Source organism: Kribbella sp. NPDC023855, assembly GCF_040639475.1.
Lineage (GTDB): Bacteria > Actinomycetota > Actinomycetes > Propionibacteriales > Kribbellaceae > Kribbella.
Genome location: NZ_JBFAAA010000012.1, coordinates 160,995 through 185,481, shown reverse-complemented (window position 1 = coordinate 185,481; position 24,487 = coordinate 160,995). Strand labels below are relative to the sequence as shown.

The window sequence follows — 24,487 nt, the reverse complement described above, 5'->3', positions numbered from 1 at the left end:
AGAAAAACCCTTCGCGGGCAACGGTTTCGAACCGTCCCACGCGATGGCGGGACGGTCAGTACAGAGCTGCGAGAACCCGGTACTGCGGAGGCCCGCGCCGCGAGACACCCGAGGTCAGCCACCGCTGAGTCAGCCGCGGCTGCTCCGGTACGCCGAGCAGCGCTGCGCGCACACCGGGGATCGCGACGGCGGGTACGGGGAGCTGAGGGGCCAGCCGCGCGAGAATCCCCAACACCCGCTGAACCCACCGATGAGTGCTCCCCACCAGAAGCACACCAGCCAGCAGCACCACCAAGTGCGCCACCGACATCCCCACCGCCCCAAAAACCCCGTCATGCATCCCACCCATGGACCCGACGCCGGCCTCACCCACACCCGACACCGAAGCCGACGCCGCATCCATCCCCGCCACGCCGTCCACCGCTCCATGCCCCACCGCCGAGTGGTCCGCTGCCGCGGCGTGAGCCAGCGCCGAGTGGTCCGCCGTGGCGGCGTGAGCCAGCGTCGTGTGGTCCGCCGTCGCGGCGTGGTCTGCCGCTTGCACGACGTGCCCCAGCGTGGCGTGGTCTGCCGCTTGCACGGCGTGCCCCACGGCGGCGTGGTGCGTCGCCGTCGCGGCGTCGGCCGTCGGGCCGAGCCCCGCGGCGTGGCTCGTCACGGCGGGGTCCGTCGCCGTCGGGGCAGTTGGGTGGTTTGCGTCGAGGGTGAGGTGGGTTGTGAGTTGGAGGGTGGCTAGGAAGCCGAGGGTCAGGTGTCGGCGGCCGCTCAGGTGTTCTCCGAGAGACCAGCCGACGGCGGCCAGCACGACTAGCTGTGGCAGCGCCGTGAGCGAGACGGATCCGCCTGCCAGCGCATGGCCGAGCGCCGCGACCGCGACGCTCAGCGCCGTGATCGCGGAGGTCGCACTGGTCTCGGCACGCAAGCCCGGTAACCCTCGTCAGTCGCGGTGGCGGCCAAAAAACCGCCCTCCACTCAACTCTACGTTTGGGCAGGTCCCGCTGGTTCCCGGCTCAGTGCGCCGCCGCGAACCGCAGTACGGAACCGAAGAACTCCTCGGGCTCCTCCAGATGGCCGAAGTGCCCGCTGCCGGCCAGTACGACGAGTTCGGAGCCGGCGATCCCGTCGTGCAACTGACGCGCCCACTTCTCCCCGCAGATGAAGTCGTAGGCGCCGACGATCACCAGCACCGGTCCGTCGATCTCGCCCAGCCGGTCACGAATGTCCCAGGCGGACGGCTGCCGGTTCGGGTCGATCGTCAGGTCCATCAGCGTGAACCAGTCGGCGAGCCGCGGCTCGATCTCCTCGAAGTCGCGGAAGTACACCGGGAGCAGCCGGCGCAGGTTGTCGAGGTGGCGCTCCTTGTCGTCGGGCAGCTCCGAGTCCTCGTTCCAGGCCTGCTGGACCTGCGCGGCCAGTGGGTCACCAACGGGCCGGCGGGCGACGTACGCGTCGAGCTGGCGCTTGGCCTCCTGGCCGAGCTCCTTGCCGTTGAACGCCATCCCGTCGTAGACGATGATCCCGCGCACCAGGTCCGGGTAGTCCAGCGCGAACTGCAGCCCGACGAACCCGCCATGCGAGTGGCCCAGGAAGAACACCTTCTCCTCGCCGAACTGCTGAGCCACCTGTGCGGCGTAGTACGCGTAGCTCTCCATCGAGTAGTTGCCGTCGGCCAGCAAGTCGGAGGCGCCGGTTCCGACCGGCTCGAGGTAGACCATGCTCAGCTGCTGCTCGAGTTCGGGCATCCGCAGGTAGTCGTAGTGGATGCCCGGACCGCCGGAGTGCACCAGGCAGACAGGCCCGGAGCCGGCAACGTGGTAGCTGACCTTCACACCGTCGACGACGAGTTCTGCCATCTGACCAGTCTGCCCGGCCCCGCAACCGATCGGCGGCTCGCCACGTTTCAGACCAACACCGCGAAGGCACGAGCCCGTTGGCGGGCCGTCGTGGATGATGGGCGGCATGAGTTCTGGTGTGCCGGTGCTGGAGATCGGTGGGAGTCACGTGACCGCGGCGGTGGTGTCGCCGTCGACCGGGGTGGTCGAGGGCGTGCATCGGGCCGGGCTGGATTCGAAGGCCGATGCCGACTCGATCATCGGCGAGCTGTGCGCGGCCGCCCAGCAGTTGCCGTTGGCAAAGGGTCTGGCGGTGGCGTTGCCCGGGCCGTTCGACTTCGCGGCCGGGGTGGCGTGGTACCAGCTGGACAAGTTCGCCTCGCTCTACGGACACGACCTCGGCCAAAGCCTGCGCGAGCGCCTCGGCCTCGACCAGGTCATCTTCCTGAACGACGCTGAGGCGTTCACGGTCGGCGAGTGGTCAGCGGGCGAGCTCCGAGGCCTGGACCGCTGCGCCGGCATCACCATCGGCACCGGAATAGGCTCAGCCTTCCTAGCGAGCGGCCGAGCCATCCGCACCGGCGACACGGTCCCACCGGGCGGCGAGCTCTACCGCACCACCTACAACGACCGCCCCCTGGAAGACTGGATCTCCGCCCGAGCCATCCTCACCCGGTACGCCGAACTGCTCGGCTCGCCACCGCCTCGCAGTACCGGCGTCAAGGAGATTGCGGAGCTTGCCCGGGCGGGAGACGCCAACGCCAAGGGCGCCTTGGTTGGCGCGTTCGAGGTGCTCTCCGACGCACTCGTGCCGTGGCTCGAGCGGTTCGGGGCGACTCGGGTGGTGCTCGGCGGCTCGATCTCCGGCGCGTTCGACGTGGTGGCCGATGTGTTCCCGTTCCCCGTCAGCGCCACCGCCGACACCGAGCACTCCGCGCTGATCGGCGCGGCCGCGCACTACCAGCGCAGTACGGGCTCCGAAAACTGACGGAGGCGGTCGCTACGGTGGCGGACATGCCTCCTCGCAAACCCACCGTCCGGATCGCCACTCCTCGGCTGCGCACGCAGCTCGACGAGAAGACCCTGACCACCGACGAGGTGGAAGACGAGGACCGGCTCACCGATCTCGCGCTGACCGACCAGGATCTCGGCGGCCTGCTCGCCGAACACCTCGAGCTCAGCGGCTGCCGGCTGACCAGGGTCAACCTCGGCGGCTCGGACCTGGACAAGCTGATCCTGGTCGACCTCGAGATCGACCACTGCGATCTGGCCAACGCGCGCTGGGCCGACGCCTCGGGCACTCGGCTGGCGATCTCGTCGTCGCGGCTGACCGGATTCGCCGGCTCGGGGAGCAACCTGCAGCACGTGACCGTGCGCGACTCGGTCCTCGACTTCAGTTCGTTCCGGTTCGCGAAGTTCGTGAAGGTCGAGTTCACCGACTGCCGGCTGCAGAGCGCCGACTTCGTCTCGGCCGACCTGACCGGCACGGTCTTCCGCCGCTGCGACCTGACCGGTGTCGAGTTCTCCCAGGTGACCGCCACCGGCGCGGTGTTCGTCGACTGCACCTGGGATGGCACCCGCGGCATCGGCAGCCTGGCCGGCGCGACCATCGCCAACTCCTCCCCCATCGACACCCTGGCCGTCACGATCGCGATGGCCTCGGCCCTGGGCATCAAACTCGGCGACCCGGACGACTCCCCGGAAGCGGGTTCTTAAGGCGAGTTAAGGATGGCGCAGGTGATCTTGCCGCCACTTTCCGCAGCCCGGACAGTGACGCAGAAAGGCGGCAAACCCACCTGGAGGCATCGTGAGAACCTCGGCACCTGACAGTTCACGACGAGTCGTGAGCAACATCTTCAAAGGCTCGATGGGCAACCTGGTCGAGTGGTACGACTGGTACGTCTACACCGCGTTCGCACTGTACTTCGCGCCGGTCTTCTTCCCGCAGGGCAGCACGACCAGCCAGTTGCTCAACACCGCGGGCATCTTCGCGGTCGGGTTCCTGATGCGCCCGGTCGGCAGCTTCCTGCTGGGCCGGTACGCCGACCGCCACGGCCGGCGAGCCGCGTTGACCCTGTCGGTCACGTTGATGGCCACCGGCTCGCTGGTGATCGCGTGTACTCCGGGCCACGCGAGCATCGGCATCGCGGCACCCGTGCTGCTGGTGACAGCACGGTTGCTGCAGGGCCTGTCGGTCGGTGGCGAGTACGGCACCTCCGCGACGTACATGTCGGAGGTCGCGACGCAGGGCCGGCGCGGCTTCTTCTCCAGCTTCCAGTACGTCACCCTGGCGGCCGGCCAGCTGGTGGCGCTCGCAGTACAGATCCTGCTGCAGCAGACGCTCTCCAAGAGCGCACTGGCCGAGTGGGGCTGGCGGATCCCGTTCGTGATCGGTGCCGTCGCCGCGGTCATCGTCTTCTGGTTGCGCCGGTCGATGGATGAGTCGGCGGCCTTCGAGGCGCAGCCCGCGTCGCGCCGCTTCCGGCAGGGGTCGCTGGCCGAGCTGGCCAAGCACCCGCGCGCCGTACTGACCGTCGTCGGCCTCACGCTGGGCGGCACGGTCGCGTTCTACACGTTCACGACGTACCTGCAGAAGTTCATGGTGAACACCACCGGGCTGCAGAAGACGACGGTGACGTGGATCAACTTCGCGGCCTTGCTGGTGTTCGTCCTGCTGCAACCGCTGGGCGGCATGCTCTCCGACCGGATCGGCCGCCGGCCGCTGCTGATCTTCTTCGGCGCCGGCATCACGCTGCTCACCGTCCCGCTGCTGACAGCGCTGGAGGACGCGACCCCGGTACAGGCCTTCCTGCTCATGCTGGCGGGGCTCATCGTGGTCACTGGCTACACCTCGATCAACGCCATCGTGAAGGCCGAGTTGTTCCCGACCAGCATCCGCGCACTGGGCGTCGGCATGCCGTACGGCGTGACGGTGGCCGTGTTCGGCGGGACCGCGGAGTACGTCGCGCTCTGGCTCAAGGACGCCGGTCACGAGTCGGCCTTCTACTACTACGTCAGCGGCTGCGCGGCGATCAGCCTGATCGTCTACCTGGTCATGTCGGAGACCCGCGGCAAGTCGACCCTCGACCAGAACGGGCCGCGTCCAGTGCGGCGTCCCCGCACTCCGGCGGCACAATGACGCAATGCGTACTCTCATCGCCGAGGACGACGAGCCGGTCGGCCGCGCCCTGCGGGACGTCCTGAGCGCCAACGGGTACGCCGTCACACTGGTCCACCGCGGCGCCGACGTACTGCTCCGGCACGCCGAGGCCCAGGTCATCCTGCTCGACCTGGGCCTGCCGGACATCGACGGGCTGGAGGTACTGCGCAAGCTCCGCCGGGTCGACGACGTGGTGGTGATCGTGCTGACCTGCCGCGACGACGAACGGTCGGTGGTCCTCGCCCTGCGCCTCGGGGCCGACGACTACCTGGTCAAGCCGGTCCGGCTGGCCGAACTGCTGGCCCGGATGGAGGCGTCCGTACGCCGGTACCGGCACGCGGAACTCGACGGGACCGGCTACAGCGCGGGTGGTCTGCAGATCGACTTCGGCCTGCGCCAGGTCACCGTCGACGGCTCGGTGATCCACCTGACCCCGACCGAGTTCGACGTACTCGCCGTACTGGCTCGCCGCGCCGGTACGGCGGTCAGCCGGGAGGTGATCCAGGACGAGATCTGGGGCGACGCGTTCCTGACCAAGTCGAATGCGCTGGATGTCCACCTGCACCAGTTGCGGATGAAGCTCGGCAAACCGGTCATCACCACGATCCGCGGCTTCGGCTACCGGCTCGAACCATGAGAGCGCGTTTGATGGGCGTGCTCGCGATCGTCTCGCTCGTCCTGCTGGCCGCGTTGCTGCTGCCGTTCCTTGCGGCCGTCTCCGACGCGCAGACCCAGCGCTTGCAGCTGACCAGGAGCGCCGCGCTCGACCGCTTCGCCGGGCTCGCCGACCGGTCGGCCGCCGAGAACGACTACAGCAGCGTGCGAATCGAGGCCGACCGGCACGAGGAGCTGTACGGCGAGGCTGTCCTGGTGACCGATGCCTCGGGCAAGGTCGTGGTGTCCACCGGCGATCTTTCGATGGCCTCACCCGGCGTCGGTACCGTCGCCGATCTCGCCGCCCGGGAGCTGCCGCAGCTCACTATCGATCCTCTGCGTCCGTGGAGCTCTGCTCGCACGCTGATCGCCACGCCGGTCGGATCTCCGCATGAGCCGGAGGGGGCGGTGGTGCTCGCGGTCGACAGCTCACGGGCGATCGGTGACGTCCGCCGGTTGTGGCTGATCATCTGTGCGGCAGCCATCGCGGCTGCGCTGTTGTTGCTGTTCATGGCGTCCCGGACTGCCCGTTGGGTGATTCGCCCGGTTCGGCAGCTGGAGGATGCGGTGGTCGAGCTTGGCCGGTCGGCCACCTGGAATCAGCCGCTGGAAGCGAGTGGTCCGCCTGAGCTGCGTCGGCTCGCGCGGGCCGTGGAGGTGATGGGTGCGACCGTCCAGCGTTCGATCGATGTGCAGCGGCAGATGGTGGCCGACTCGTCGCACCAGCTGCGGAATCCGCTCGCCTCGATCCGGCTGCGCATCGACGGCCTGGCCCCGGAGCTGCGGGATCCGGCGAGTCCGGCGTTCGCGCATCTGCAGGATGATCTCGAACGGCTGGAAGATGTTCTGAGCGATCTGCTGAAGCTCGCCGCTCTGGAGAGTCGGGTCACGGACGGGCGCGCTGCCTTCGCAGCGGAGGAGTGCCTGGTCGGCGCAGTGCTGACGGAGGAACTCGAGATCTGGCGCCCGGCTGCTCTGGCGGCCGGCATCGACCTCGTACTACGGGTGTCCGACGGGCTGGTCGCCGCTGCCGGGGAACACGATCTGCGGCAACTCATCGGGGCGCTGCTGGACAACGCGATCAAGTACGCGGGGAGCGGAGCGACCGTAGTACTGGCGGCGGCTCGTCTCGGGGACGGCTCGATCGAGGTCAGGGTTGCGGATGACGGGCCTGGGTTGCCGGCGGAGCAGTTGGAGTTGGCCACGCAGCGGTTCTGGCGTGGGGGTGTCACGCCGCTGGGGACGGGTCTCGGGCTGGCCATCGCCGAACAGACCGCTTTGGCTGCGGGTGGGCGGCTCGAGCTTGTGCCGACCGAACCGCATGGACTGACCGCTGTCATCACGTTGCCTGAGGCAACCTCATGACCGGGGTGGGGCAACCTCATGATCGGGGTGGGCAACCTCATGACGAGGCTTGGGGCAACCGCATGACGGGGCTTGGGGAGCCGCGGCGGATCGTGGCTCGGCGTACGGTGCTGGCGGGCGGCGTGGGGGCGTTGTTGGCTGGGTGTGGGCCGCGGGATGCTGCTGTTGGCCGGTTGACCATCGCTGCCGGCGAGGCCGGTGGTTTCTATTTGGAGTTCGCCCAGTTGCTGGCGGCTCAGCTCGACTTCGCCGGTGTCGCGAGGGAGATCGTCGTACGGCCGACCACCGGCAGCAAGGAGAACCTTCGGCTGCTCCTGAACCGCGAGACGGACCTGGCTCTCAGCCTCGCCGACACCGTGACGCCCGGGCCCGAGATCACCGCGCTGGGTCGGGTCTACGAGAACTACTTGCAGTGTGTGGTCCGCGCGGACAGCCCGTACAAGACTCTCCGGGAGCTGGCAGGGACCAGGATCTCCGCCGGTGCTGCCGGCTCGGGCGCCGCCGTGACGGCAGACCGGCTTCTGACCACGGCCGGCGTCACCTGCACCGTGGACCACCTGCTCCTGGAGCAGGCCACCAAGTCCCTGGCCGAGCGCAAGATCACCGCGATGTTCTGGTCCGGCGGCGTACCGACCTCCACGCTCGACAAGCTCAGCCGCAGCGTTCCGTTGCGACTGATCCCACTCGACGGCTGGCTCGGCGCGTTGCGGCGTACCTACGGTCCGGTCTACCAGGACGTGCGAGTGCCGGCCGGCGTGTATCGCGGCACGACGCCGGTGAGCGTCGTCGGCATCCCCAACCTCCTGCTCTGCCGGCCGGATCTGCCGGCTGCGGCTGCGCGCCGGATCGTCGAAACGCTCGTCCGCCGCGCCAGCAACCTGATCCCGCCGTCAGCGGTTGGGGCACAGTTCCTCAATCTGCAGTCATTGGTCGTCAGCGCTCCGATCTCCCTTCATCCGGGTGCGGTTGAGCAGTACCGGCGGATGTACGGCTGATCATTCCGTCGCCGCTTCGACTCGTTGGGCCAGGCCGTCTCGACTCGTCATTCCGTCGCCGCTTCGACTCGTTGGGCAAGACCGTCGACGATGAGCGCGACGGCGCCGGTGAAGGCCTGGTCGGCCGCGCGGATCCACGGTTGTGGACCTCCTTTGCGTTGCTGGGTTGCCATCGCGGTGGACTCCGGGAACCGTTCGGCGAAGTCGGGAGCTGCCACGGCGAGCGCCTGCGCACGCTCAGCCCACCACTCGGCGTCCTCCTCCGTCACCGCCGCCCTGGCCTCGCTCGCTTGCTTGGCCGCGCCGCGTACGACGCTGAACAACGCGCTGGTCGCCGCCGGACGGTCCTCCAGCGGCAGGCCTGCCTTGGCCAGGACCCGCAGCAGGGACTCGAGCACCTCCTGCTCCTTCGGACCGAGCACCGGTCTCGCGGATGAGACCTCGAGCAGCCAGGGATGCGCAAGGTAGAGATCGCGCAACCTCGTGCACCAGTTCGCGATCGCCTTGCGCCAGTCCTTGACGTTACGCGGCCCGGCGAACTCCGCATGGACGCTGTCGTACATCAGGTCCACCATGACTTCGCGACTGAGGACATAGGTATAGAGCGACATCGCGGTCCGGCCAAGTTCGTTGCCCACGGCCCGCATCGTGACTGCCGGGAGCCCTTGCCGGTCGGCGACCCGGACCGCCGCGGCGATGACTTCGTCGGAGCCGATCGAGTGCCGGGGCCCGCGCTTCGGCGTGGCGACCTTGCCCCACAGGAGGGCGAGCGTGCGCGCCGCATCACCCTGGCCGATCAGCTCGGTCACTTTTACTCCTTACGCCGTAAAGTGTTATCGTTCCTGGGAACACTATACATCGTAAGGAGTTTCTTGTGATGGACTTCGAAGTGCACGGCGCTGGCCCGAATCTCTTGCTCCCGGTCAATCCGGTCGCTCCGGTCGAGGGCCCGGAGACCGAGCAACTCCGTGCCTGGGGCGCGGATCCCGCCCTCGGACACACCCTCGTCGAGGGCTTCAGCAAGCGCTTCCGGGTGATCGCCTTCGACTACGAGGGCCACATCCAGGCCAACCCCCTGCCCGACACCCTCACACCCGCCAGGCTGGTCGAGGACTTCCTGGCCGTCGCGGACGCTGCCGGCGCCGAGACATTCGCGTACTACGGCTACAGCTGGCTAGGCATGGCCGGACTGCAGCTCGCCATCCGCACCAACCGCCTGACGGCCTTGGTGATGGGCGGCTATCCACCCCTCGATGGCCCGTACGACGCCATGCTCGCGGTCACCGAGGCGACCCATGCCGAGGCGGGCAAGCCGGTGAGCGACAAAGTAGTCGAGCCCGGCGACTGGGACAGCACAGAAGTTGCCTTGAGCAAAGACCAGACGAAGCAGTTCCTCACGCTCTACCAAGCCCTGCAGGGATTCGACGACCACGCAGTACAGAACCAGCTCACCATCCCCCGCCTCTGCATCGTCGGCGGCGCCGACAACATCCAGTACGGCGAACGCTGGGGCAACACTCTGGTCAGCATCGCCACCCCGGTGGCCGCCAACAAGTCAGTGCTCGAAGACCTCGGCTGGACGGTTCACCTGCTGGACGGTCTCGACCACATGCAGGCAATGCAGGCCGTCCAGATCCTGCCAGTGGTCGAGCCATGGCTGTCCGAGCAACTGGGAGTCTGAGTCAGCGGATCAGGTACTTGCGGACGTCATCGGCGATCTGGGCGCGGTTGACCATGCCGTACTTCTTGAGGATGGCGCTGAGGTGAGTCTTGACGGTGTTGAGGCTGATGCCGAGCTCGGCGGCGAGCTGGTCGTTCTCCAGCCCGTCGACCAGGAGCACGGCCACGCCCTGCTGCGCCTTCGTCAGGCTCGCGAACCGGCGCTCGGGCCCTTCGTCGGTGGCGAGCATCATCTCCATCAGCTCGGACTGCATCTCCTCCGTCGAGCGGATCAGCCGTTTCAGGTGCTCCCGGACCGGCGAGTTGGCCACATCGGGTTCGTTCATCGCCTCGGTGGCGATCTCGCGAAGGGTGGCAACCCGGTGACCGATGTACTCCATCACGTGATCGGAGGTGAGCAGGTTCGGGCTGTCGTCACCGGCCGGTAGCCGGCGCAACGCGTCCTTGTCCTCGTCCTCGCGGGTGAGCACCCGTTCGACCAGGCCGCAGAGCCACTCGAACGCGCGCACCGCGTTGTCGTCATAGGTGTTCGGGGTGTAGCTGTGCATCGACAGCATGCCGAACAGCTGATCCGGCCCGTTCTGCGTCGGCCGGAAAATGGGCACCGTGACCGCGTCCGCGGACTCCTTGGTGACGTCACCGGTCGGCACCCCCGCGTGCAGGGCCGCCCCGTTGTCGTAGGCGAAGCGGTAGGTCTGCCGCTGTTTGAGCAGCCAGGCCGTCTGACCGTTCGGTCCGAAGATGTGGGTCGCCGGATCGTCGTACCGGCCGCCGTCGTAACCGTACGGGTAACGCACCCGGTTCGAGCCGTGCAGGAAGCCGACGAAGAAGCTGTCGACGGTGGTGAACTTGGCGGCCACCGCACGGACGTAGTCGTACAGCCCGTAGTGGTCGCCGCGGTACAGCGACTCGATCTTGTGGTACGCCTCACGCAGGATGATCGCCGTCTCGGCGTCCACCCGCAACGGTGCAGGCCTGTCCGAATCCACCGGCCGCATTCTCCCTGTGCCTAGTTCAGTGCTGTCCGTAGTCAGTGCTTGTTCTCGAGTCCGTGAGGTACCCAGGTTTGGCCCTTGCTAGCGAGGACTATGCCCGCCGTCACGGACGGTTGCCAAGGCTTTGCCCGATCACAGAACCCAGCGCACCTGCTGCACCCGGTCACGATGCTAAGCGCTGCCACCCACCCGGGTCGCCCGATATCAAGCCCGAATCGACACACGGACGAATCAACGCCGTCAGCTCCGCGTCGTCCTCGCCCTTGAGTTGGTCGGAGGCGATCTTGCGCGCCACCCCGGCCAGGAACTTGGCCACCTGGATGCACGGGCCGGTGAAGGAGCGCACCAGCCGGCGACAGGGTGGTCCGCCGGTCATGGCCGATGACGACCCAGCTCGGCCCAGCGCTCGACGGCCGGGCGATCGCCCGGCGGAGCGGACCGAGAGGCGGGATCAGATTCACCAGTGCTCGTCGCGGCGCCGCGCCGCGCCGCCCGCACCATCGCCTCAACTCGCGGCCGCGACGTTTTCGGAGCGGCTGTTGCCGGGCTCTCGTGGCCCAGCCGGTGCGGAGAAGCTCGTCAGGTCGTCCCGCGGCTCACCCGACCGGTCCGCCGCGAACGCGAGAAGTGAGGTTCATCGCGCCGCGGGCGGCCGGCGGCCGTGGTGAACGCGGGAGGTGACGACCTTGCGCGACTGTCAGATGCGCGACCGCCGGATGTTCTGCCCCCATCACATCCGGCGACCGGCCGTTTGAGCTCACCACCTGGTTGAGCTCAACCAACCTTCAACGCATCCCCAACCTGGAGCCCTGCAACTCCTCAGCCACACCGTCCACCACCACCCACGCCCACAGCACCCGAGACCCGTTCCAAGCGCCCGGATCGCCCACCCCCAGTGCCCCCACCAGGACAAGCTCTCCCAACCGCCCGAACTACGGTCCCTTCCATTCCCCCTGTACCAAAGACTGTCACTCTCCGCACCACCCGCCCATCCCCCACCGAATGATCTTTCGCTCAACTACCCTCACCCCAGGAATGAGACGCCCCCACGCCACCCCCGCGCCTCGGCAGCTCGGTTCTCCGTCGCTCGCGCTCATCCGTCGCTCCCCACCTCCGTCGCTGGCCCTCCGTCGCTGGCCCTCCGTGGCTGGCCCTCCGTCGCTGGCCCTTCGTCGCTCGCGCCCCGTCGCTTGCGGCCCCCGCCGTTCGCGCCCCGCGGCTCGCCCTCTCCCGCTCGCGCGCCCGCCGCTCGCGCGTACCGTCGCTCCCAGCTTCGGGCGCTCCCCCTCCCCGACGGCCACCGGAGATGCTCACCCGACTCCGTCGCCCGGTGCCCCTGCGCTCGCTCCTACCGCTGCTCGCTCCTACCGCCGCTCCCAGCTCCAGGCCGCTCCCGCCCCGCCTGTCCCCATGGGCCACCGAAGATGCTCACCCGACTCCGTCGCCGGCCGCCGGCACGGCCTGCGTCGCCGGTGGCCGCCGCGCCACCCGCAGTACTCCGATGGCGGCGCCGATGAGCCACAGCCCAAATGCCACGGACGCCATACCCCCACTCCAGAAGCCGGTCAGGCACAGCACAGCGACCGCATAGGACCACCAGATCACCCACCTCGGCAGAGCACCCGCCTGCTGAGCGATCCGTGTCGTGACAGCAACCAGCACACCGCAACCGATCAGCCCGGTGAGCGCGACGACCTGCCCCGCCATGCCGAACGCACGAACGGTGTCCGGGTCGGCGGTGAACTCGTCCGACCACGCCGCGAACGCGCTCGCCACATCCAGGGAGACACCGGTGATGATCAGCCCGCCGAACAGCGCTGCAGCCGGCACGACCACGTGCGCGAGCGGGTCACCCCCAGACAGCCGATCCAGCACTCGCCGCAAACCGGCGGCAAACCAGAGCAGCAGCGCAACCCCAGCAGCGAGCACGGGCAACCCGACGCCGGCACCGGCCTGCCGCGCATCGTCGTTGAGCCTCTCGATGATGGCCGCGTCCGACATGCCCGGATCGTCGACGCCAACCAGGTAGCCCAGCACCACCCCAGCGACCAGCAGCACGACCGAAGCCAACCCCGCCCAGCCAGTACGCCGAAGCGCCCGTGACTCGTCCATCCCGCCTCCCACGGTGGGTCGGAGGTGATGCACGCACCCCGCTCCGGCCAGCGAAGTACTCGTCAACCCGAGCATGCGTCCGTACCAACCCACCAGCAAGAGCCCGAAACGATCCCACTACCCGGCCCCTCTTGGCCACCTGTCACCGCTTCTCGATGAGTACGCTCGGCCCACGATGACCCCGCTGACTGTCGCCACGTTCAACACCCGCGGCCTCCCTCTGCGAGGCAACCGCATCGCCGACCGCTTCGCCGCGATCGCGTCCGAACTCAACACCAGCGACATCGACCTGATCTGCCTGCAAGAGGTCTTCACGTACCGCCACCTGGCACACCTCCGAAAAGGCATGCCCTCCTTCCCCCACCTCGCCTACCGCAAGTCGCTCCCCGGCCCCGCAGGCGGTCTCGTCACCCTGTCGCGCCTCCCACTGACCAGTACGACGTTCACCCGCCTACCACGCCCGCCACGCCGCTCAGGCCTCCCCACCCGATCCCGACTCAACGCCCTCCAAAGCGGCATCCTCACCGTCTACCTGGCCGACACCGGCGTCCGCGTACTCAACATCCACCCCACAGCCAACACCGACGGCGACTGGTCAGAACACAACCGCTTCCGCCCCCTACAACACACCCAACTAACCGCCGTAGCCAAAGCAGTAACAGCCGACCCGTCCCCAACCGTCGTCTGCGGAGACTTCAACATCTCCCGAGAAAGCACCCTCCACCCCGACCTTCACCACCGCACCGGCCTACGCGACACCTTCAACGGAAAATGCCCACCCACCTTCCACCCCGAATACCTCCCCCCAGGCAGCACCCCCCACTGCATCGACTTCATCCTCACCACCGAGTCGATCCGGGTAGACGACACCGGCTTGCTCTTCACCAACAAGCAAACCCTGCCAACCGGCCCAACCCACCTCTCAGACCACATCGGCCTACAGGCCCGCCTCGACCTCCCTGGCCTCAACCACTAACACCCCATAGACGCCGAAGCAGTTGCCATAACATCACGACGGTTTGCCCCCGACCCTCCAGCGCGCTACCGGACGGCTCGGCTCCTCCGATGCGACGTCCTCCACCAACCCGCTGTCAGCTCACACCCATCTCGACACTCTGAACAGCACCTTCCGGCGCCAGAGCGCGTCGCGCCGCCGACGGCACCCCACCCGAGCGGTTTGACCTCCAGCAGAAGACAACCCGCACCCGGGCACCCACCGCGACGCAGGAGCGGCAGTTCGCGCGACGCAGGAGCGGCTCTAGACACGGGTGGGTGGGAGCGGCCGGAGCTAGGAGCGACGTAGGAGCGAGTGGCGCAGGCCGCGTGGGGGGTGCACTTGCGCAGTACAAGCAAAAAGCCGGTCTCCCGTGCGGGAGGACCGGCTTTGTCTTTCTGGGTGGAGCTGAGGGGATTCGAACCCCTGGCCTCTTCGTTGCGAACGAAGCGCGCTACCAACTGCGCCACAGCCCCAGGTTGCCGCCGTGTTCCTGGCGACCGCGAAACTCTAACACGCGATCGGTCGCTCTCTGAAACCGGATCTCGCGTCGGCCCACGAGAGGCCTCGCGAGGAGGTCGCGGAGAGGTGAGGGCGGTTCGCCGCGGTCATGAGAACAGCCCTGAGCGGTCATGAGAACAGCCCCGAGACGGAATCTCGGGGCTGTTGGAAGGCGGTGTCGGACAAGTCGTCAGTCGCCGACGGCGCGGCGGATTTCGGGCTCTTCGACCGGGGCCGGGGCCGGCTCCGGTACTACGGGGGCCGCCTGCGGCTCGGGGTCCGCAGTACGGGCTGATGAGAAGACCTCAGGGCCGGACAGGCTGATCGTGCGGACCGTCCGGTCGGGGGCCTTCTCCTTCATCACGTACGTCGGCAAAGTCACCGGCACCGGGTCCCACAGGCCGTCGGTGCGCGGCTCGGGCTTCGTCTGGATGACGGGCTCCTCGATGACCGGGAGCGTCACCTCGATCGTCATCTCGTGGTCCGGCGACTGCACCGGCGCAGTGGCCGGGCCGCGGTCGTGGTGAGCCTCGGCGCGAGCCCTGCGCTCGGCTGCCAGCGCAGCACGCTCACGCGCCTGACGGCGAAGCTGCACGCGAGTCAGTACGACGAAGGCCACGATCAGCGTCGCCGGTACTGCGAGGGTCCACCACGCCAGCATCTCGAAGCTCGCGAGTGCGGTGACCGACAACAGCGAAAGGGTCAGGATCGACAGCACCCGCCGGCGGCGCATGGCGGCCACCCGGCGGGCTCGGTTGGGGACGTATCGCGTCGGCGGCGACGGATCCGACACGACTTCGTCGGCACCGCCCGGGCCGGCGGACACTTCCGAGCCTGGGGGTCGTACGACGTAGCGCGAGCGCGCCTGGACGTCGGTCTGCCGCGACAGCACGCGGGCAGCCGACGACGAGTACTTCTCCGCCGAGCGGCGCTGACTCGCCTCGTCGTTGCGCTTCAGCAGCATCGGGACAAGGTAGGCAGCCCACGCGGCGACGATCGCCACATAGATCAGCCCTGTCGTCCCCATGACGACGACGCTAAGACCCCGGACGGGTCAGGTCCGGTACGTGAGCCGGTGTGTCGCAAGAAGACTCGTGTGACTGGTGTGAATAAGCACGCAGCGTGATCAGGGCAGACGTGCTACCAGACCCGGCCCGACTTCCTCGGCGTTGAGGGCGAAGATGCGATGGTCGCGCCAGTCGCCGTCGATGTGCAGGAACCGCGGCCGGTCTCCTTCGTAGCGAAAGCCGAGCTTCTCCACCACCCGCAGACTTGCCTTGTTCTCGGGGCGGATCGCGACTTCGAGGCGGTGCAGCCCGAGGGTGAACCAGCAGTGGTCGGCGGCCAGCGCGACGGCCGTCGGCACGATGCCGCGGCCCGCGTACTGCTCGTCGACCCAGTACCCGAGGTTCGCCCAACGCGCTGAGCCGTAGGTGATTCCGGACACCGTCAACTGGCCGACCAGTGGCCGCTTGGCCCGGCCGGCCGCAGTACCGCCGTACGTGATGACGAAGGGGAGCATGCGGCCGTAGCGGGCCTGGCGGTTCCAGTCGCGGGCCATTGCGCGGAAGGTGCGGGCGCCGTCTTCTGCGCCGGGCGGCTGGGTCGCGTCCCAGGGGCGAAGCCAGTTGATGTTCCGCTGGCGCGCTGCGCTCCACTCGGGACCGTCGGACGCCTTGAGCGGCCTGAGCCCTACCTGCCCGTGCTGGAGTTCGACGGGCCAGTGGACGACGGCCATCAGTCCTGGTCCGTCCGGGGGTGGTCTCCCCCGCGTACCTGATCGACAGCGTGCTGCAGTAGTGGCTCCAGCACCACCAGACCGTCCTTGACACCGCCACGCGAGCCAGGAAGGTTCACGATGACGGTCTTGCCGGCTACTCCGGCCAGTCCTCGTGACAGAGCGGCAGTAGGCACGCCCTGCGCTATCCCGTAAGCCCTGATGGCTTCAGCGATGCCGGGGATCTCCTTGTCCAGCACAGCTCGCGTCTGCTCCGGCGTCTCGTCGGTAGGTGAGATCCCCGTGCCACCAGTCGTCACCACGACGTCGTACCACGCGGAGACCGCTGCAGCCAGCGCCTCGCCGACAGGAGCCCCATCGGGCACGACCTGCGGCCCGTCGACGGTGAAGCCCCAGGTAGCGAGCCGTTCCGCGATCAGCGGTCCGGTGGTGTCCTCGTAGACACCAGCAGCAGCCCGGTTCGAGATGCTGACGACCAGAGCCTTCACGGCCGCTCCCAGTGCCCGGTCTTGCCGCCCTCTTTCAGCTCCACCCGTACGTCGGACAGCACCGCCGCCGGGTCGAGTGCCTTCACCATGTCGATGACCGTGAGTCCGGCCACGGCAACAGCGGTCAGCGCCTCCATCTCCACACCGGTCCGGTCGGTGGTCTTGACGGTGGCAGTGATCAGTACCGCGTCGTCCGCCACCTCTAGCTCGACCTTGGCCCCAGTGATGGCGATCGGGTGACACAGCGGCACGAGGTCGGGCGTTCGCTTCGCTCCCATGATCCCGGCGATCCGCGCGACGGCCAGCGCGTCACCCTTCGGTACGCCCTCGCCGCGCAGCGCGGCCACCACCTCGGCCGACACAAAAACCTTGCCTGAGGCAACAGCTCGGCGGGCACCGGCCGACTTCTCCGAGACGTCGACCATCCGGGCCGCGCCGGTGGAGTCCACGTGGGTGAGCCCCCCGGCAGGTTCGGTCATCCGGTCTCCTCGTCCAGCAGCCAGAGCTCCGCGTGGTCGCCGGCCCGGACGGCGGTGACGTCCTCGGGCACCACGATCAGCGCGTTCGACCGGCTCAACCCGCCGAGCAGGTGCGAGCCGTGCCCGCCGACTGTACTGGCCATCCAGCCCTCGTCGCCGGAGGTGGCCGCTGCCCGGACGAACTGCCGCCGCCCGGCCGGTGACGAGAAGCCGTCCAGTACGACGCCCTGGACCGTCGGCCGCCGGTACGGCATCGCCCCCATCAGCTTGCGCAGCGCGGGCCGCACGAACACCTCGAACGACACGTACGCCGAGACCGGGTTGCCCGGCAGCGTGAAGATCGGCACCTCGTCGTCACCCATCACCCCGAAGCCCTGCGGCTTGCCCGGCTGCATGGCGACCTCGGGGAAGTCGATGGTGCCGAGCTTGGTCAGCACCTCCTTGACCACGTCGTACACGCCCTTGCTGACGCCGCCGGAGGTGATCACCAGGTCGGCTCGGACCAGCTGGTCCGACAGCGTGTCCATGATCTTCTTGGGGTCGTCGTCCACGATGCCCACGCGGTACACGACAGCACCGGCCTGCCTGGCGGCCGCTGCCAGCGTGTAGCTGTTGGAGTCGTAGATCTGCCCGTCTCCCAGCCGCGTACCCGGCTCGCGGAGCTCTGCACCAGTAGAGACCACCACTACTCGCGGTCGCGGGCGCACAGACACCCGGGCCCTGCCCACTGCTGCCAGTACTGCGATCTGCCGCGGGCTCAGCACCGTGTCACGGTCCATCACCTTGTCACCGGCCTGCAGGTCCTCGCCGGCGCGGCGTACGGAGGCTCCTAATGCCGGCTCCCTGGCGATCCGTACGGTGGCGGCTCCCCCATCGGTCCACTCGACCGGTACGACGCTGTCGGCGCCGCGGGGCATCGGTGCGCCCGTCATGATCCGCACACACGTCCCCGGAGTCACCACGATCGGCTCACTGCGTCCGGCAGCGATCTCGCCGACCACTGGCAGGGTGATCGGGTTCTCCGGCGAAGCACCGGCCAGGTCACCCGCCTGTACGGCGTACCCGTCCATGGCGGAGTTGTCGAAGCCAGGGAGGCTCACTGGCGAGACAACATCCTCACAGAGCACCAGTCCGAGTGCCTCCATCAGCGGCTGCTCGAATGGCGGCAGCGGACTCACCCTGCCGAGTACTGCTTCCAGATGCTCGTCAACACTCCGTCTCACGCACTCGACTCTAGTCGCTGGGTGTCACGGCGCCCGACCACGCATCCCCTGTGGATCACCCCAGCAGGAACTCCGTGACGGTCTGCCGGACGGTGCCGGCCCCACTGACCTGCAGCGAGTGACCACCATCCGGTACTACGACCAGCCGCGACCCCGGGATGTCCCGGTGTGCCTCCTGCGCCCAGATCAGCGGCGTACCCAGGTCGCGCTCGCCGTGCAGCAGCAGAGCGTTGACGCCTCGCAGTGAGAGCCCGTGAACCTCACGGTCCTTGACCCTGGGCCAGTACTCGCACATCACCATCTCGCCGTTCCTCCGGGCCGTCTCGGCGTTGAACGGCCACAGCTGCGAAGGTGTCAGCTTGCTGACGGCCCGGTCGGCCTTGCGGGCCCTAGTGTGCTCAGGCGACTGCGCACCACCCCAAGGGAAGTCCAGGTCGAGACAGAGCGTCGACGCCTGAATTCCCTGGCTGTACTGCGATGCCGGTGCTTCGCTGAAGCTGTCGACCAGCGCGAAGAGCTGTTCCAGCCGGGTGCTGTCGCCGCCGGCCGCGGCATGTAGCGCCTCCGGAGCGAACAGGAATCGGGCCGGGTCGGCGTAGGCCATCATCGTGATGACCTCGAGCAGCTTCGGCCCGAGGGCCGGGTTCTGCCATACTACGGACGCCAGGTCAGCGGCAGGGTCGCCAGGGCAGTTGCGGCCGGGCGCGGCGCACACGTCGCGTAGTACTCGGGCGTACTCGCCGAAGGTCTCTGCCAGGTCGGCCTGGAAGGAATGGACGGGCACTGTCGAGTCGAGCACGAGGTGGGTGACCCGCGACCGGTGCGCGGCGGCGTACCGCTGGGCGGTGTAGGTGCCGTAGGAGACACCGTTGACGGCCCACTGCTCGACCTTGAGTGCTCGCCGCAGCTCTTCGAAGTCGGCAACGGAGTCTGTCGTCGCGTAGTGCTCACGGTCGGCGCCCAGCGTGGCAGCACACGCCAGTACTGCGGCCTTGGTCGGCACCCGGAGGTCCGTGCCGCCACGCTCGGCCTGGAGCTCGGGACAGTTCAGCGCGTTGGCGCCGGTACCCCGCTGGTCCAGCATCACGATGCGGTAGTCGTTGCGGATCCCCTCGAAGGCCTGCAGGACCCGCGGCGCTAGAACAGGGCCCGGCTGTCCAGGGCCGCCCGTCAGCATCAGCATGGTGCGCTTGGCCTGCGGATTGCCGGCCACAAGCACCGGCAGGTCCAGGGTCTTGCTCCGCGGGTCTCTGCGATCCAGCCGGACCGTCAGCTCCCCACACAGGTAGGCGGCCAGCTCAGGCTGCACACACTGGCTGAGCCCGCTCCACCCAGCACCGCCAACCTCAACCTCGCTGCCGGCCTGCGCTCTACTGCCGGCTTGCGCCGTGCTCCCGCCAAGCAAAAGGCAAGCGACCAGAGTGGTCGCCATCAACAGGGAGTGCGTACGGCGCATGGTGGACTCCAAACCGGTCGGGCGCTGGTGGCACAGCTCACCCCGGCCACGGCCCCGGCCGCCATCCATTCGAGACTTTCGAACTCTCGCGACCGCCCCCGTGACCAGCGATGATGACTAAGGTGATCCGGCTCGGCCTCAACGACCATCAGTTGTCCACCCTGCGGTTCACCGTGTCGCCGATGATGCACGTCGTCGAAGCCGTCCTGTGGATCCGACAGCGCCCTCACCAGCCGCCGACGTGGCTCCCCCAGCGCTGGTCGAGGGTCGCGCCTGCCAGCCGTGCACTGCTGCTCGACCTGATCGACCCCGCGACCCACTCCGTCCCGGACTTCCTCATCCCGCTCACCGACCAGTACCGCCCGGCCCCCGAGGCCGAGCTCGCTGCCATCGCCGCCACGCCGCTTGACGACCTGCGCGCCCACTTACGCCTGACCTACCGACTAGGGCCGGTCAACGAACACTTCGCCCGCAACCTGGGCGTAGTACCGGCTGTAGCGGACAAGTGGCGGAAGGAGCCGACAGCGCTGGTCGAAACGGCTTGGGCGGGCAACAGCGCGCCGCTACTGGATGCTGTTCAGCAGGCTTTGGCTGAAGCGTGGCAGGTTCTCCTTGCGCCCACCTGGCCAGTAATCCGGTCAGTGACCGAGACCGACGTCATGCACCGGCTGCAACTCGTGAAGACGACCGGTATGTCCTCTGCGGCCGTCGAACTCGTCGACGGCGAAGACTGGGACGGCCAGAGCGCACAGCTCGACTCTCCGCTAGAACTCGACCTGACGCGCACCGGCCGCCGCATAGTGCTGGCGCCCTCGGTACTGCTCGACCGCGGCCGGGCGATCATCATCTCCGGCGGCGACCTGTTGATCGGCTACCCGTGCCGAGGCCGCGCCGCCGTCATCGGACCTCACGCAACAGCCGACGCTCCCGAGGAGCCGCTGGCGGACGGCCTAGGCACTCGCCATCGCCTCATAGCCGCGTTGGAGGTCCCGCAGCCGGGACACAGCCTTGCTGCGCGTCTCGGCCTGTCCAAAGCCACCGTGTCCTATCACCTAGGACGCCTGCACAGCAGTGGCCTGGTGGAACGCCGCCGACTCGGCCGCGAGGTCTACTACGCCAGGACCCAAGCAGCAGAGCAACTCACGATGCCGCTTCGGGATGCGCGCCCCACACCATCCTGACGTCCGGCTCATGCTCCTCATTGGCAGCACCATCAGTACGCCGTACCTCCGTGAACCCGTGCCGCCGGTAGAACTCCTGTGCCCGGGTGTTGCTCTGGAACGTCCACAAGGCGAGTCCACCGGGTCGCAGGTCCTTCGCGAGGTCGACCAGGGTCGAGCCGATGCCCTGGCCTGCCACGTCCGGGTCGACGTACAGCTGGTCGAGGTCGTCGCCGTCCAGCGTCAGTACGGCGACGATCCGCCCGTCGTCCATCGCTACCCAGCTCTGCCCGTCCGGTAGCAGCACCTCGGCGAACCAGCCGCGGACCTGTTCCTCAGTGTGGACGGCCGGTGGCACCTGCGAACCCTCAGCATGCCGGGAGCGCCACCAAACCGCTGCGGCCTCGTCCGTGTCGTACGGCTCCATCGGCCGGATCCAGACATCATCCACGGAGCTCGGTCCCGTCGGGAATCTCCAGCCGTTCCCCGGCCGGTGCCGTCACCTCGACCTCGCCGAGCACCACCACGTCCTTGCCGAAGGCAACGTCACCGCGGACCTCGAGCCGGTCGGCCCGGACCAGTGACGGCGGGCCGGCCGGGAACCGGGCCTCGAAGTCGGCCAGGATCTTGAAGTAGTCCGGATCCAGGTCGACGTACGGCTCGTCGCCCTCGTGCGCGGTGGTCAGGTCGCCCGCCTCGTCCAGTTCGTACACGTCCGAGCGCAGTACCAGCAGGTCGTTGGTCGTCTTGACCGGCTTGAACCGGCTCCGGTCGACGACCACCGCCTGCGAGCCCTCGAAGGTCTCGATCGCCGTTCCCATCGCGGTCTCCAGCTGGATCACCTTCGGCGAGGAGGAGTCGGCCGGGTCGACGGTCTTGCGGTTGACGATGATCGGCAGCCCGAGGATGCCGTCGTGGCCGGCCATCAGTTCGGCGAGCCGGTCTAGGTCGATCCACAGGTTGTTCGTGTTGAACGTCCGGTGCCGGGTGATGTCCTGGAAGTACTGCGTGTCGTCGGCGTGCACCTGGGCGCTGTCGCGCAGGATCAGCCGCCCGTCGGACTTCCGGACGGCGACGTGGCCGCCCTTGCGGTCCGACCTGGTCCGGCGGCAGACCTCCATCCCGAACGGGACGTCGTGCTCGGCCATCCAGGCGGCGATCCGGCCGTCCGGGGTGGCGCCGAGGTTGTCGGCATTGGACACGAACGCGTGCCGGAAACCCTTCTCCCGGAGCGCGTCGAGGGTGCCCGAGGCAACCAGCGCGGTGAACAGGTCACCGTGACCGGGCGGGCACCAGGCCAGCTCCGGGTCGTCGGGCCACTCGGCCGGGGTCAGGTCGTCGGCGAGGAGCTTGGGCTCCATGTTCTGCTGGAAGTCGAGCGGGACACCGTCGACCGGCAGGCCGGAGTACTGGCTGAGGATCGCCCGCGACTGCTCCTTGGTGCGGAAGGAGTTCATCAGCACCAGCGGCAGCGGTACGTCGTACGCCTTGCGGGTGGCCAGGATCTGCCGGGCGATGATGTCGAGGAAGCTCAGCCCGTTCTTGACCGGCAGCGCCGACTTCGGCCCGGTCACGCCCATCGACGTGCCGAGGCCGCCGTTGAGCTTGATCACCACGGTCTCGGCGAGGGCGGCCCGCCGCGACTCCTGGTCGGGGTCGAGGTTGTCCAGGTGGGGCAGTTCACCCACCGGCTCGAGGTCGTCCTCCCGGATCGTGCCCTGCTGACCCGACTCGAGCAATCGGTAGTAGTGCGAGAAGACCTTGATCGCCACCTCGGCCGCACCGGCCGCGCGCATCTTCTCCTGTGCCTGCTGAAGTCCTGCCTCACTCATGTCCCAACCCTAGTGCGCCCTGTCACGCGGCGACGTTAACTACGTCACTCCGCGTCGCAGGAAACGCACGCTCCGGGGGCTCCCGCCTCGCCGGAAGGCTCAACCCCGGGGACTAGGCTCACGCTGTGTTCTCCCCGAAGGCGGCGATCCGCCAGGAGTTGTTGGCCGCCCGGCAACGGATGACCGTCCCGTCCGGTCCGGGGCTGCTGGCTGTCGCCCGAGAGCAGGCCGACGTACTGGCCGCTCGGCGAGTCGCGCTGTACATCTCGATGGGCACCGAGCCGCAGACCGGTCCGCTGATCGACTGGCTGCTCGCCTCCGGCCATGAGGTCCTCCTGCCGATCCTGTACGCCGACAACGACCTCGGCTGGGGTATCGCGCCAGGAGCAGCCGACCTGGTCCCCGGACGACTCGGCCTCTCGGAACCACCCGTCGACCTGGGAGCCGACGCCATCGGTACTGCGGAACTGGTGATCTGCCCTGCGCTGGCGGTCGACCGTCACGGCGTACGACTCGGGCGCGGCGGCGGTTCGTACGACCGGGCCCTCGCCCGAGTCACCCCCGGTACTCCGGTCTGGGCCGTCGTCCATGACTCCGAGATCGTCGACACGCTCCCGTCCGACCCGCACGACCAGCCGGTCCACGCTGCCCTCACCCCGACCCGGCTGGTCCCATTGCCTTAGCCTCCGGCCCTGCAAGGATGTCTCGATGATGCTCGATCAGCTGACCTCGTCCGTTGAGAGCGGTGCGCTGGCGGGTGCCGTCGCCCTGGTGAGCCGCGACGGCGAGACGCGGGTGGACGTGGTCGGCAGCCTCGCCTTCGGTGGCGCACCGATGCAGCGGGACAGCTTGTTCCGGGTGGCGTCCTTCTCGAAACCGATCGTCGCCGCGGCGACGATGAGCCTGGTGGAGTCGGGGCACCTGACGCTCGATGGTCCGGTCGGCGATCTGCTTCCGGAGCTTGCGTCGCCACGCGTACTGCGTCGTCCCGACGGACCGCTCGACGACACGGTGCCGGCCTCGCGGGCGATCACGGTGCGGGACCTGCTGACGTTCCGAATGGGGCTCGGCGAGTCGGACAACCCGGCGATTCGTGCCCGCGAAGAAGAACTCGAACTACATACCTTCGGTCCGCCGAAGCCGCGGCCGCCGCTGGAACCCGATGAGTGGATGAGGCGGCTCGGGACGCTGCCGTTGCAGTACCAGCCGGGTGAGCAGTGGATGTATGGGACGGGCTCGCAGGTGCTCGGAGTACTGATCGCGCGGGCGACGGGTCAGTCGCTCGAGTCAGTGTTGCGCGAGCGGATCTTCGAGCCGCTGGGGATGGCGGACACGGGGTTTACGGCTGGGGATTCTGGCCGGCTGACTACGGTGTACGTGGGCGAGGAGGAGTTCGACAGCGCTGGTTCCAGCCAGTGGCTGACTCCGCCGTCGTTTCCTGACGGGGCCGGCGGGTTGATCTCGACCGTGGACGACTTCCACGCGTTCGCCCAGATGATGCTTGCTGGGGGCAACGGAATTCTCTCGGCCGAGTCTGTGCGGCAGATGACCACGGACCAGCTGACCGCGGAGCAGCGAGCGGCGGCGGTTGGCTTCCTCGGACCCGACGCCGGCTGGGGTTTCGGGGTGTCGGTCGGTGGCGGGCGCTACGGCTGGGCCGGTGGGCTCGGCACGCTGTGGTCGACCGCGCCGGACCAGCGGACCGTCGTACTGCTGCTGACCCAACGAGCCATCTGGACCTGGCCGCCCGAACTCTTCTCGGCCTTCGAAGCCGCCTTCTAACCAGCTGCGCCCCCGGCCCGGCCGGCTCGAACTGGTGAACG

25 protein-coding genes and 1 tRNA gene are annotated in these 24,487 nt (G+C 68.4%); 11 read left to right on the top strand and 15 right to left on the bottom strand.

Annotation, left to right across the window (positions count from 1 at the left end; all coding sequences use genetic code 11):
* Positions 1-55 precede the first annotated feature (55 nt).
* Both AB0F51_RS32445 and AB0F51_RS32440 read right to left on the bottom strand, forming a co-directional pair.
* Complete coding sequence (locus AB0F51_RS32445; protein WP_360285989.1) at positions 56-922, bottom strand: hypothetical protein; 867 nt, start codon at positions 920-922, stop codon at positions 56-58.
* Positions 923-1,010: 88 nt separating this feature from the next.
* Positions 1,011-1,853 carry an alpha/beta hydrolase gene (locus AB0F51_RS32440; protein WP_360285988.1) on the bottom strand — a complete coding sequence of 281 codons (843 nt, stop codon included), beginning with the start codon at positions 1,851-1,853 and terminating at the stop codon, positions 1,011-1,013.
* Positions 1,854-1,959: 106 nt separating this feature from the next.
* On the opposite strand from AB0F51_RS32440, the gene AB0F51_RS32435 reads away from it, so the two are divergent.
* The 6 genes from AB0F51_RS32435 to AB0F51_RS32410 all read left to right on the top strand — a co-directional run bounded on the left by AB0F51_RS32435 (position 1,960) and on the right by AB0F51_RS32410 (position 8,006).
* Positions 1,960-2,820 carry an ROK family protein gene (locus AB0F51_RS32435; RefSeq protein WP_360285986.1) on the top strand — a complete coding sequence of 287 codons (861 nt, stop codon included), beginning with the start codon at positions 1,960-1,962 and terminating at the stop codon, positions 2,818-2,820.
* A gap of 26 nt (positions 2,821-2,846) precedes the next feature.
* Entirely contained in the window at positions 2,847-3,548 is a 702-nt protein-coding gene (locus AB0F51_RS32430) for a pentapeptide repeat-containing protein (RefSeq protein WP_360285985.1), read from the top strand.
* Positions 3,549-3,675: 127 nt separating this feature from the next.
* A complete protein-coding gene (locus AB0F51_RS32425; RefSeq protein ID WP_360285984.1) occupies positions 3,676-4,971 on the top strand; it encodes an MFS transporter in 1,296 nt (431 codons plus the stop codon).
* A 4-nt stretch (positions 4,972-4,975) separates the two neighbouring features.
* Positions 4,976-5,629 (top strand): response regulator transcription factor, encoded by a 654-nt coding sequence (locus tag AB0F51_RS32420; RefSeq protein WP_360285983.1) that lies wholly within the window; start codon positions 4,976-4,978, stop codon positions 5,627-5,629.
* A complete protein-coding gene (locus AB0F51_RS32415) occupies positions 5,626-7,011 on the top strand; it encodes a HAMP domain-containing sensor histidine kinase (RefSeq protein ID WP_360285981.1) in 1,386 nt (461 codons plus the stop codon). The genes AB0F51_RS32420 and AB0F51_RS32415 overlap by 4 nt, the downstream gene beginning before the upstream one ends.
* A gap of 62 nt (positions 7,012-7,073) precedes the next feature.
* On the top strand, positions 7,074-8,006 hold the full coding sequence (locus tag AB0F51_RS32410) for a TAXI family TRAP transporter solute-binding subunit (RefSeq protein WP_360285980.1): 933 nt from the start codon (positions 7,074-7,076) through the stop codon (positions 8,004-8,006).
* Between the two features lie 47 nt (positions 8,007-8,053).
* Here AB0F51_RS32410 and AB0F51_RS32405 read toward each other — a convergent pair whose 3' ends face one another.
* Positions 8,054-8,815 carry a TetR/AcrR family transcriptional regulator C-terminal domain-containing protein gene (locus AB0F51_RS32405; protein WP_360285979.1) on the bottom strand — a complete coding sequence of 254 codons (762 nt, stop codon included), beginning with the start codon at positions 8,813-8,815 and terminating at the stop codon, positions 8,054-8,056.
* A gap of 68 nt (positions 8,816-8,883) precedes the next feature.
* On the opposite strand from AB0F51_RS32405, the gene AB0F51_RS32400 reads away from it, so the two are divergent.
* On the top strand, positions 8,884-9,687 hold the full coding sequence (locus tag AB0F51_RS32400) for an alpha/beta hydrolase (RefSeq protein WP_360285978.1): 804 nt from the start codon (positions 8,884-8,886) through the stop codon (positions 9,685-9,687).
* A 1-nt stretch (position 9,688) separates the two neighbouring features.
* Here AB0F51_RS32400 and AB0F51_RS32395 read toward each other — a convergent pair whose 3' ends face one another.
* From AB0F51_RS32395 to AB0F51_RS32385, 3 genes are all read right to left on the bottom strand, one after another.
* On the bottom strand, positions 9,689-10,684 hold the full coding sequence (locus AB0F51_RS32395) for a LuxR C-terminal-related transcriptional regulator (protein WP_360285976.1): 996 nt from the start codon (positions 10,682-10,684) through the stop codon (positions 9,689-9,691).
* A gap of 160 nt (positions 10,685-10,844) precedes the next feature.
* Positions 10,845-11,057: a hypothetical protein gene (locus tag AB0F51_RS32390; RefSeq protein WP_360285974.1), complete on the bottom strand. Its 213-nt coding sequence runs from the start codon at positions 11,055-11,057 to the stop codon at positions 10,845-10,847.
* A 1,052-nt stretch (positions 11,058-12,109) separates the two neighbouring features.
* Positions 12,110-12,793, bottom strand: a complete 684-nt coding sequence (locus AB0F51_RS32385) for a hypothetical protein (RefSeq protein WP_360285973.1) — start codon at positions 12,791-12,793, stop codon at positions 12,110-12,112.
* Between the two features lie 175 nt (positions 12,794-12,968).
* On the opposite strand from AB0F51_RS32385, the gene AB0F51_RS32380 reads away from it, so the two are divergent.
* Positions 12,969-13,769 (top strand): endonuclease/exonuclease/phosphatase family protein, encoded by an 801-nt coding sequence (locus AB0F51_RS32380; RefSeq protein WP_360285971.1) that lies wholly within the window; start codon positions 12,969-12,971, stop codon positions 13,767-13,769.
* A gap of 421 nt (positions 13,770-14,190) precedes the next feature.
* Here AB0F51_RS32380 and AB0F51_RS32375 read toward each other — a convergent pair.
* The 7 genes from AB0F51_RS32375 to AB0F51_RS32345 all read right to left on the bottom strand — a co-directional run bounded on the left by AB0F51_RS32375 (position 14,191) and on the right by AB0F51_RS32345 (position 19,672).
* Positions 14,191-14,263 (bottom strand) — tRNA-Ala (locus AB0F51_RS32375).
* Between the two features lie 215 nt (positions 14,264-14,478).
* Positions 14,479-15,315, bottom strand: coding sequence for a hypothetical protein (locus tag AB0F51_RS32370; RefSeq protein ID WP_360285970.1), 837 nt, complete (start codon positions 15,313-15,315; stop codon positions 14,479-14,481).
* A gap of 99 nt (positions 15,316-15,414) precedes the next feature.
* Entirely contained in the window at positions 15,415-16,026 is a 612-nt protein-coding gene (locus AB0F51_RS32365) for a GNAT family protein (RefSeq protein ID WP_360285969.1), read from the bottom strand.
* On the bottom strand, positions 16,026-16,514 hold the full coding sequence (locus AB0F51_RS32360; protein WP_360285968.1) for a MogA/MoaB family molybdenum cofactor biosynthesis protein: 489 nt from the start codon (positions 16,512-16,514) through the stop codon (positions 16,026-16,028). The genes AB0F51_RS32365 and AB0F51_RS32360 overlap by 1 nt, the downstream gene beginning before the upstream one ends.
* Positions 16,511-16,993, bottom strand: a complete 483-nt coding sequence (gene moaC, locus AB0F51_RS32355; protein ID WP_360285967.1) for a cyclic pyranopterin monophosphate synthase MoaC — start codon at positions 16,991-16,993, stop codon at positions 16,511-16,513. Before moaC ends, AB0F51_RS32360 begins: the two co-directional genes overlap by 4 nt.
* The gene (glp, locus tag AB0F51_RS32350; RefSeq protein ID WP_360285965.1) at positions 16,990-18,216 is read right to left on the bottom strand and encodes a gephyrin-like molybdotransferase Glp; all 1,227 of its coding nucleotides are present in this window, start codon (positions 18,214-18,216) and stop codon (positions 16,990-16,992) included. The genes moaC and glp overlap by 4 nt, the downstream gene beginning before the upstream one ends.
* 55 nt (positions 18,217-18,271) lie before the next feature.
* A complete protein-coding gene (locus AB0F51_RS32345) occupies positions 18,272-19,672 on the bottom strand; it encodes an alpha/beta fold hydrolase (protein ID WP_360285963.1) in 1,401 nt (466 codons plus the stop codon).
* Positions 19,673-19,782: 110 nt separating this feature from the next.
* Between AB0F51_RS32345 and AB0F51_RS32340 the strand changes: the two genes are divergently transcribed.
* Positions 19,783-20,853, top strand: a complete 1,071-nt coding sequence (locus tag AB0F51_RS32340) for an ArsR family transcriptional regulator (protein WP_360285962.1) — start codon at positions 19,783-19,785, stop codon at positions 20,851-20,853.
* Here AB0F51_RS32340 and AB0F51_RS32335 read toward each other — a convergent pair.
* Positions 20,813-21,283, bottom strand: a complete 471-nt coding sequence (locus tag AB0F51_RS32335) for a GNAT family N-acetyltransferase (protein WP_360285960.1) — start codon at positions 21,281-21,283, stop codon at positions 20,813-20,815. The genes AB0F51_RS32340 and AB0F51_RS32335 overlap by 41 nt on opposite strands.
* Positions 21,276-22,664, bottom strand: coding sequence for a UTP--glucose-1-phosphate uridylyltransferase (locus AB0F51_RS32330; protein WP_360285959.1), 1,389 nt, complete (start codon positions 22,662-22,664; stop codon positions 21,276-21,278). Before AB0F51_RS32330 ends, AB0F51_RS32335 begins: the two co-directional genes overlap by 8 nt.
* 125 nt (positions 22,665-22,789) lie before the next feature.
* Between AB0F51_RS32330 and AB0F51_RS32325 the strand changes: the two genes are divergently transcribed.
* Both AB0F51_RS32325 and AB0F51_RS32320 read left to right on the top strand, forming a co-directional pair.
* The gene (locus tag AB0F51_RS32325) at positions 22,790-23,347 is read left to right on the top strand and encodes a 5-formyltetrahydrofolate cyclo-ligase (RefSeq protein WP_360285957.1); all 558 of its coding nucleotides are present in this window, start codon (positions 22,790-22,792) and stop codon (positions 23,345-23,347) included.
* Positions 23,348-23,372: 25 nt separating this feature from the next.
* Positions 23,373-24,446 carry a serine hydrolase domain-containing protein gene (locus AB0F51_RS32320; protein ID WP_360285955.1) on the top strand — a complete coding sequence of 358 codons (1,074 nt, stop codon included), beginning with the start codon at positions 23,373-23,375 and terminating at the stop codon, positions 24,444-24,446.
* Positions 24,447-24,487 lie beyond the last annotated feature (41 nt).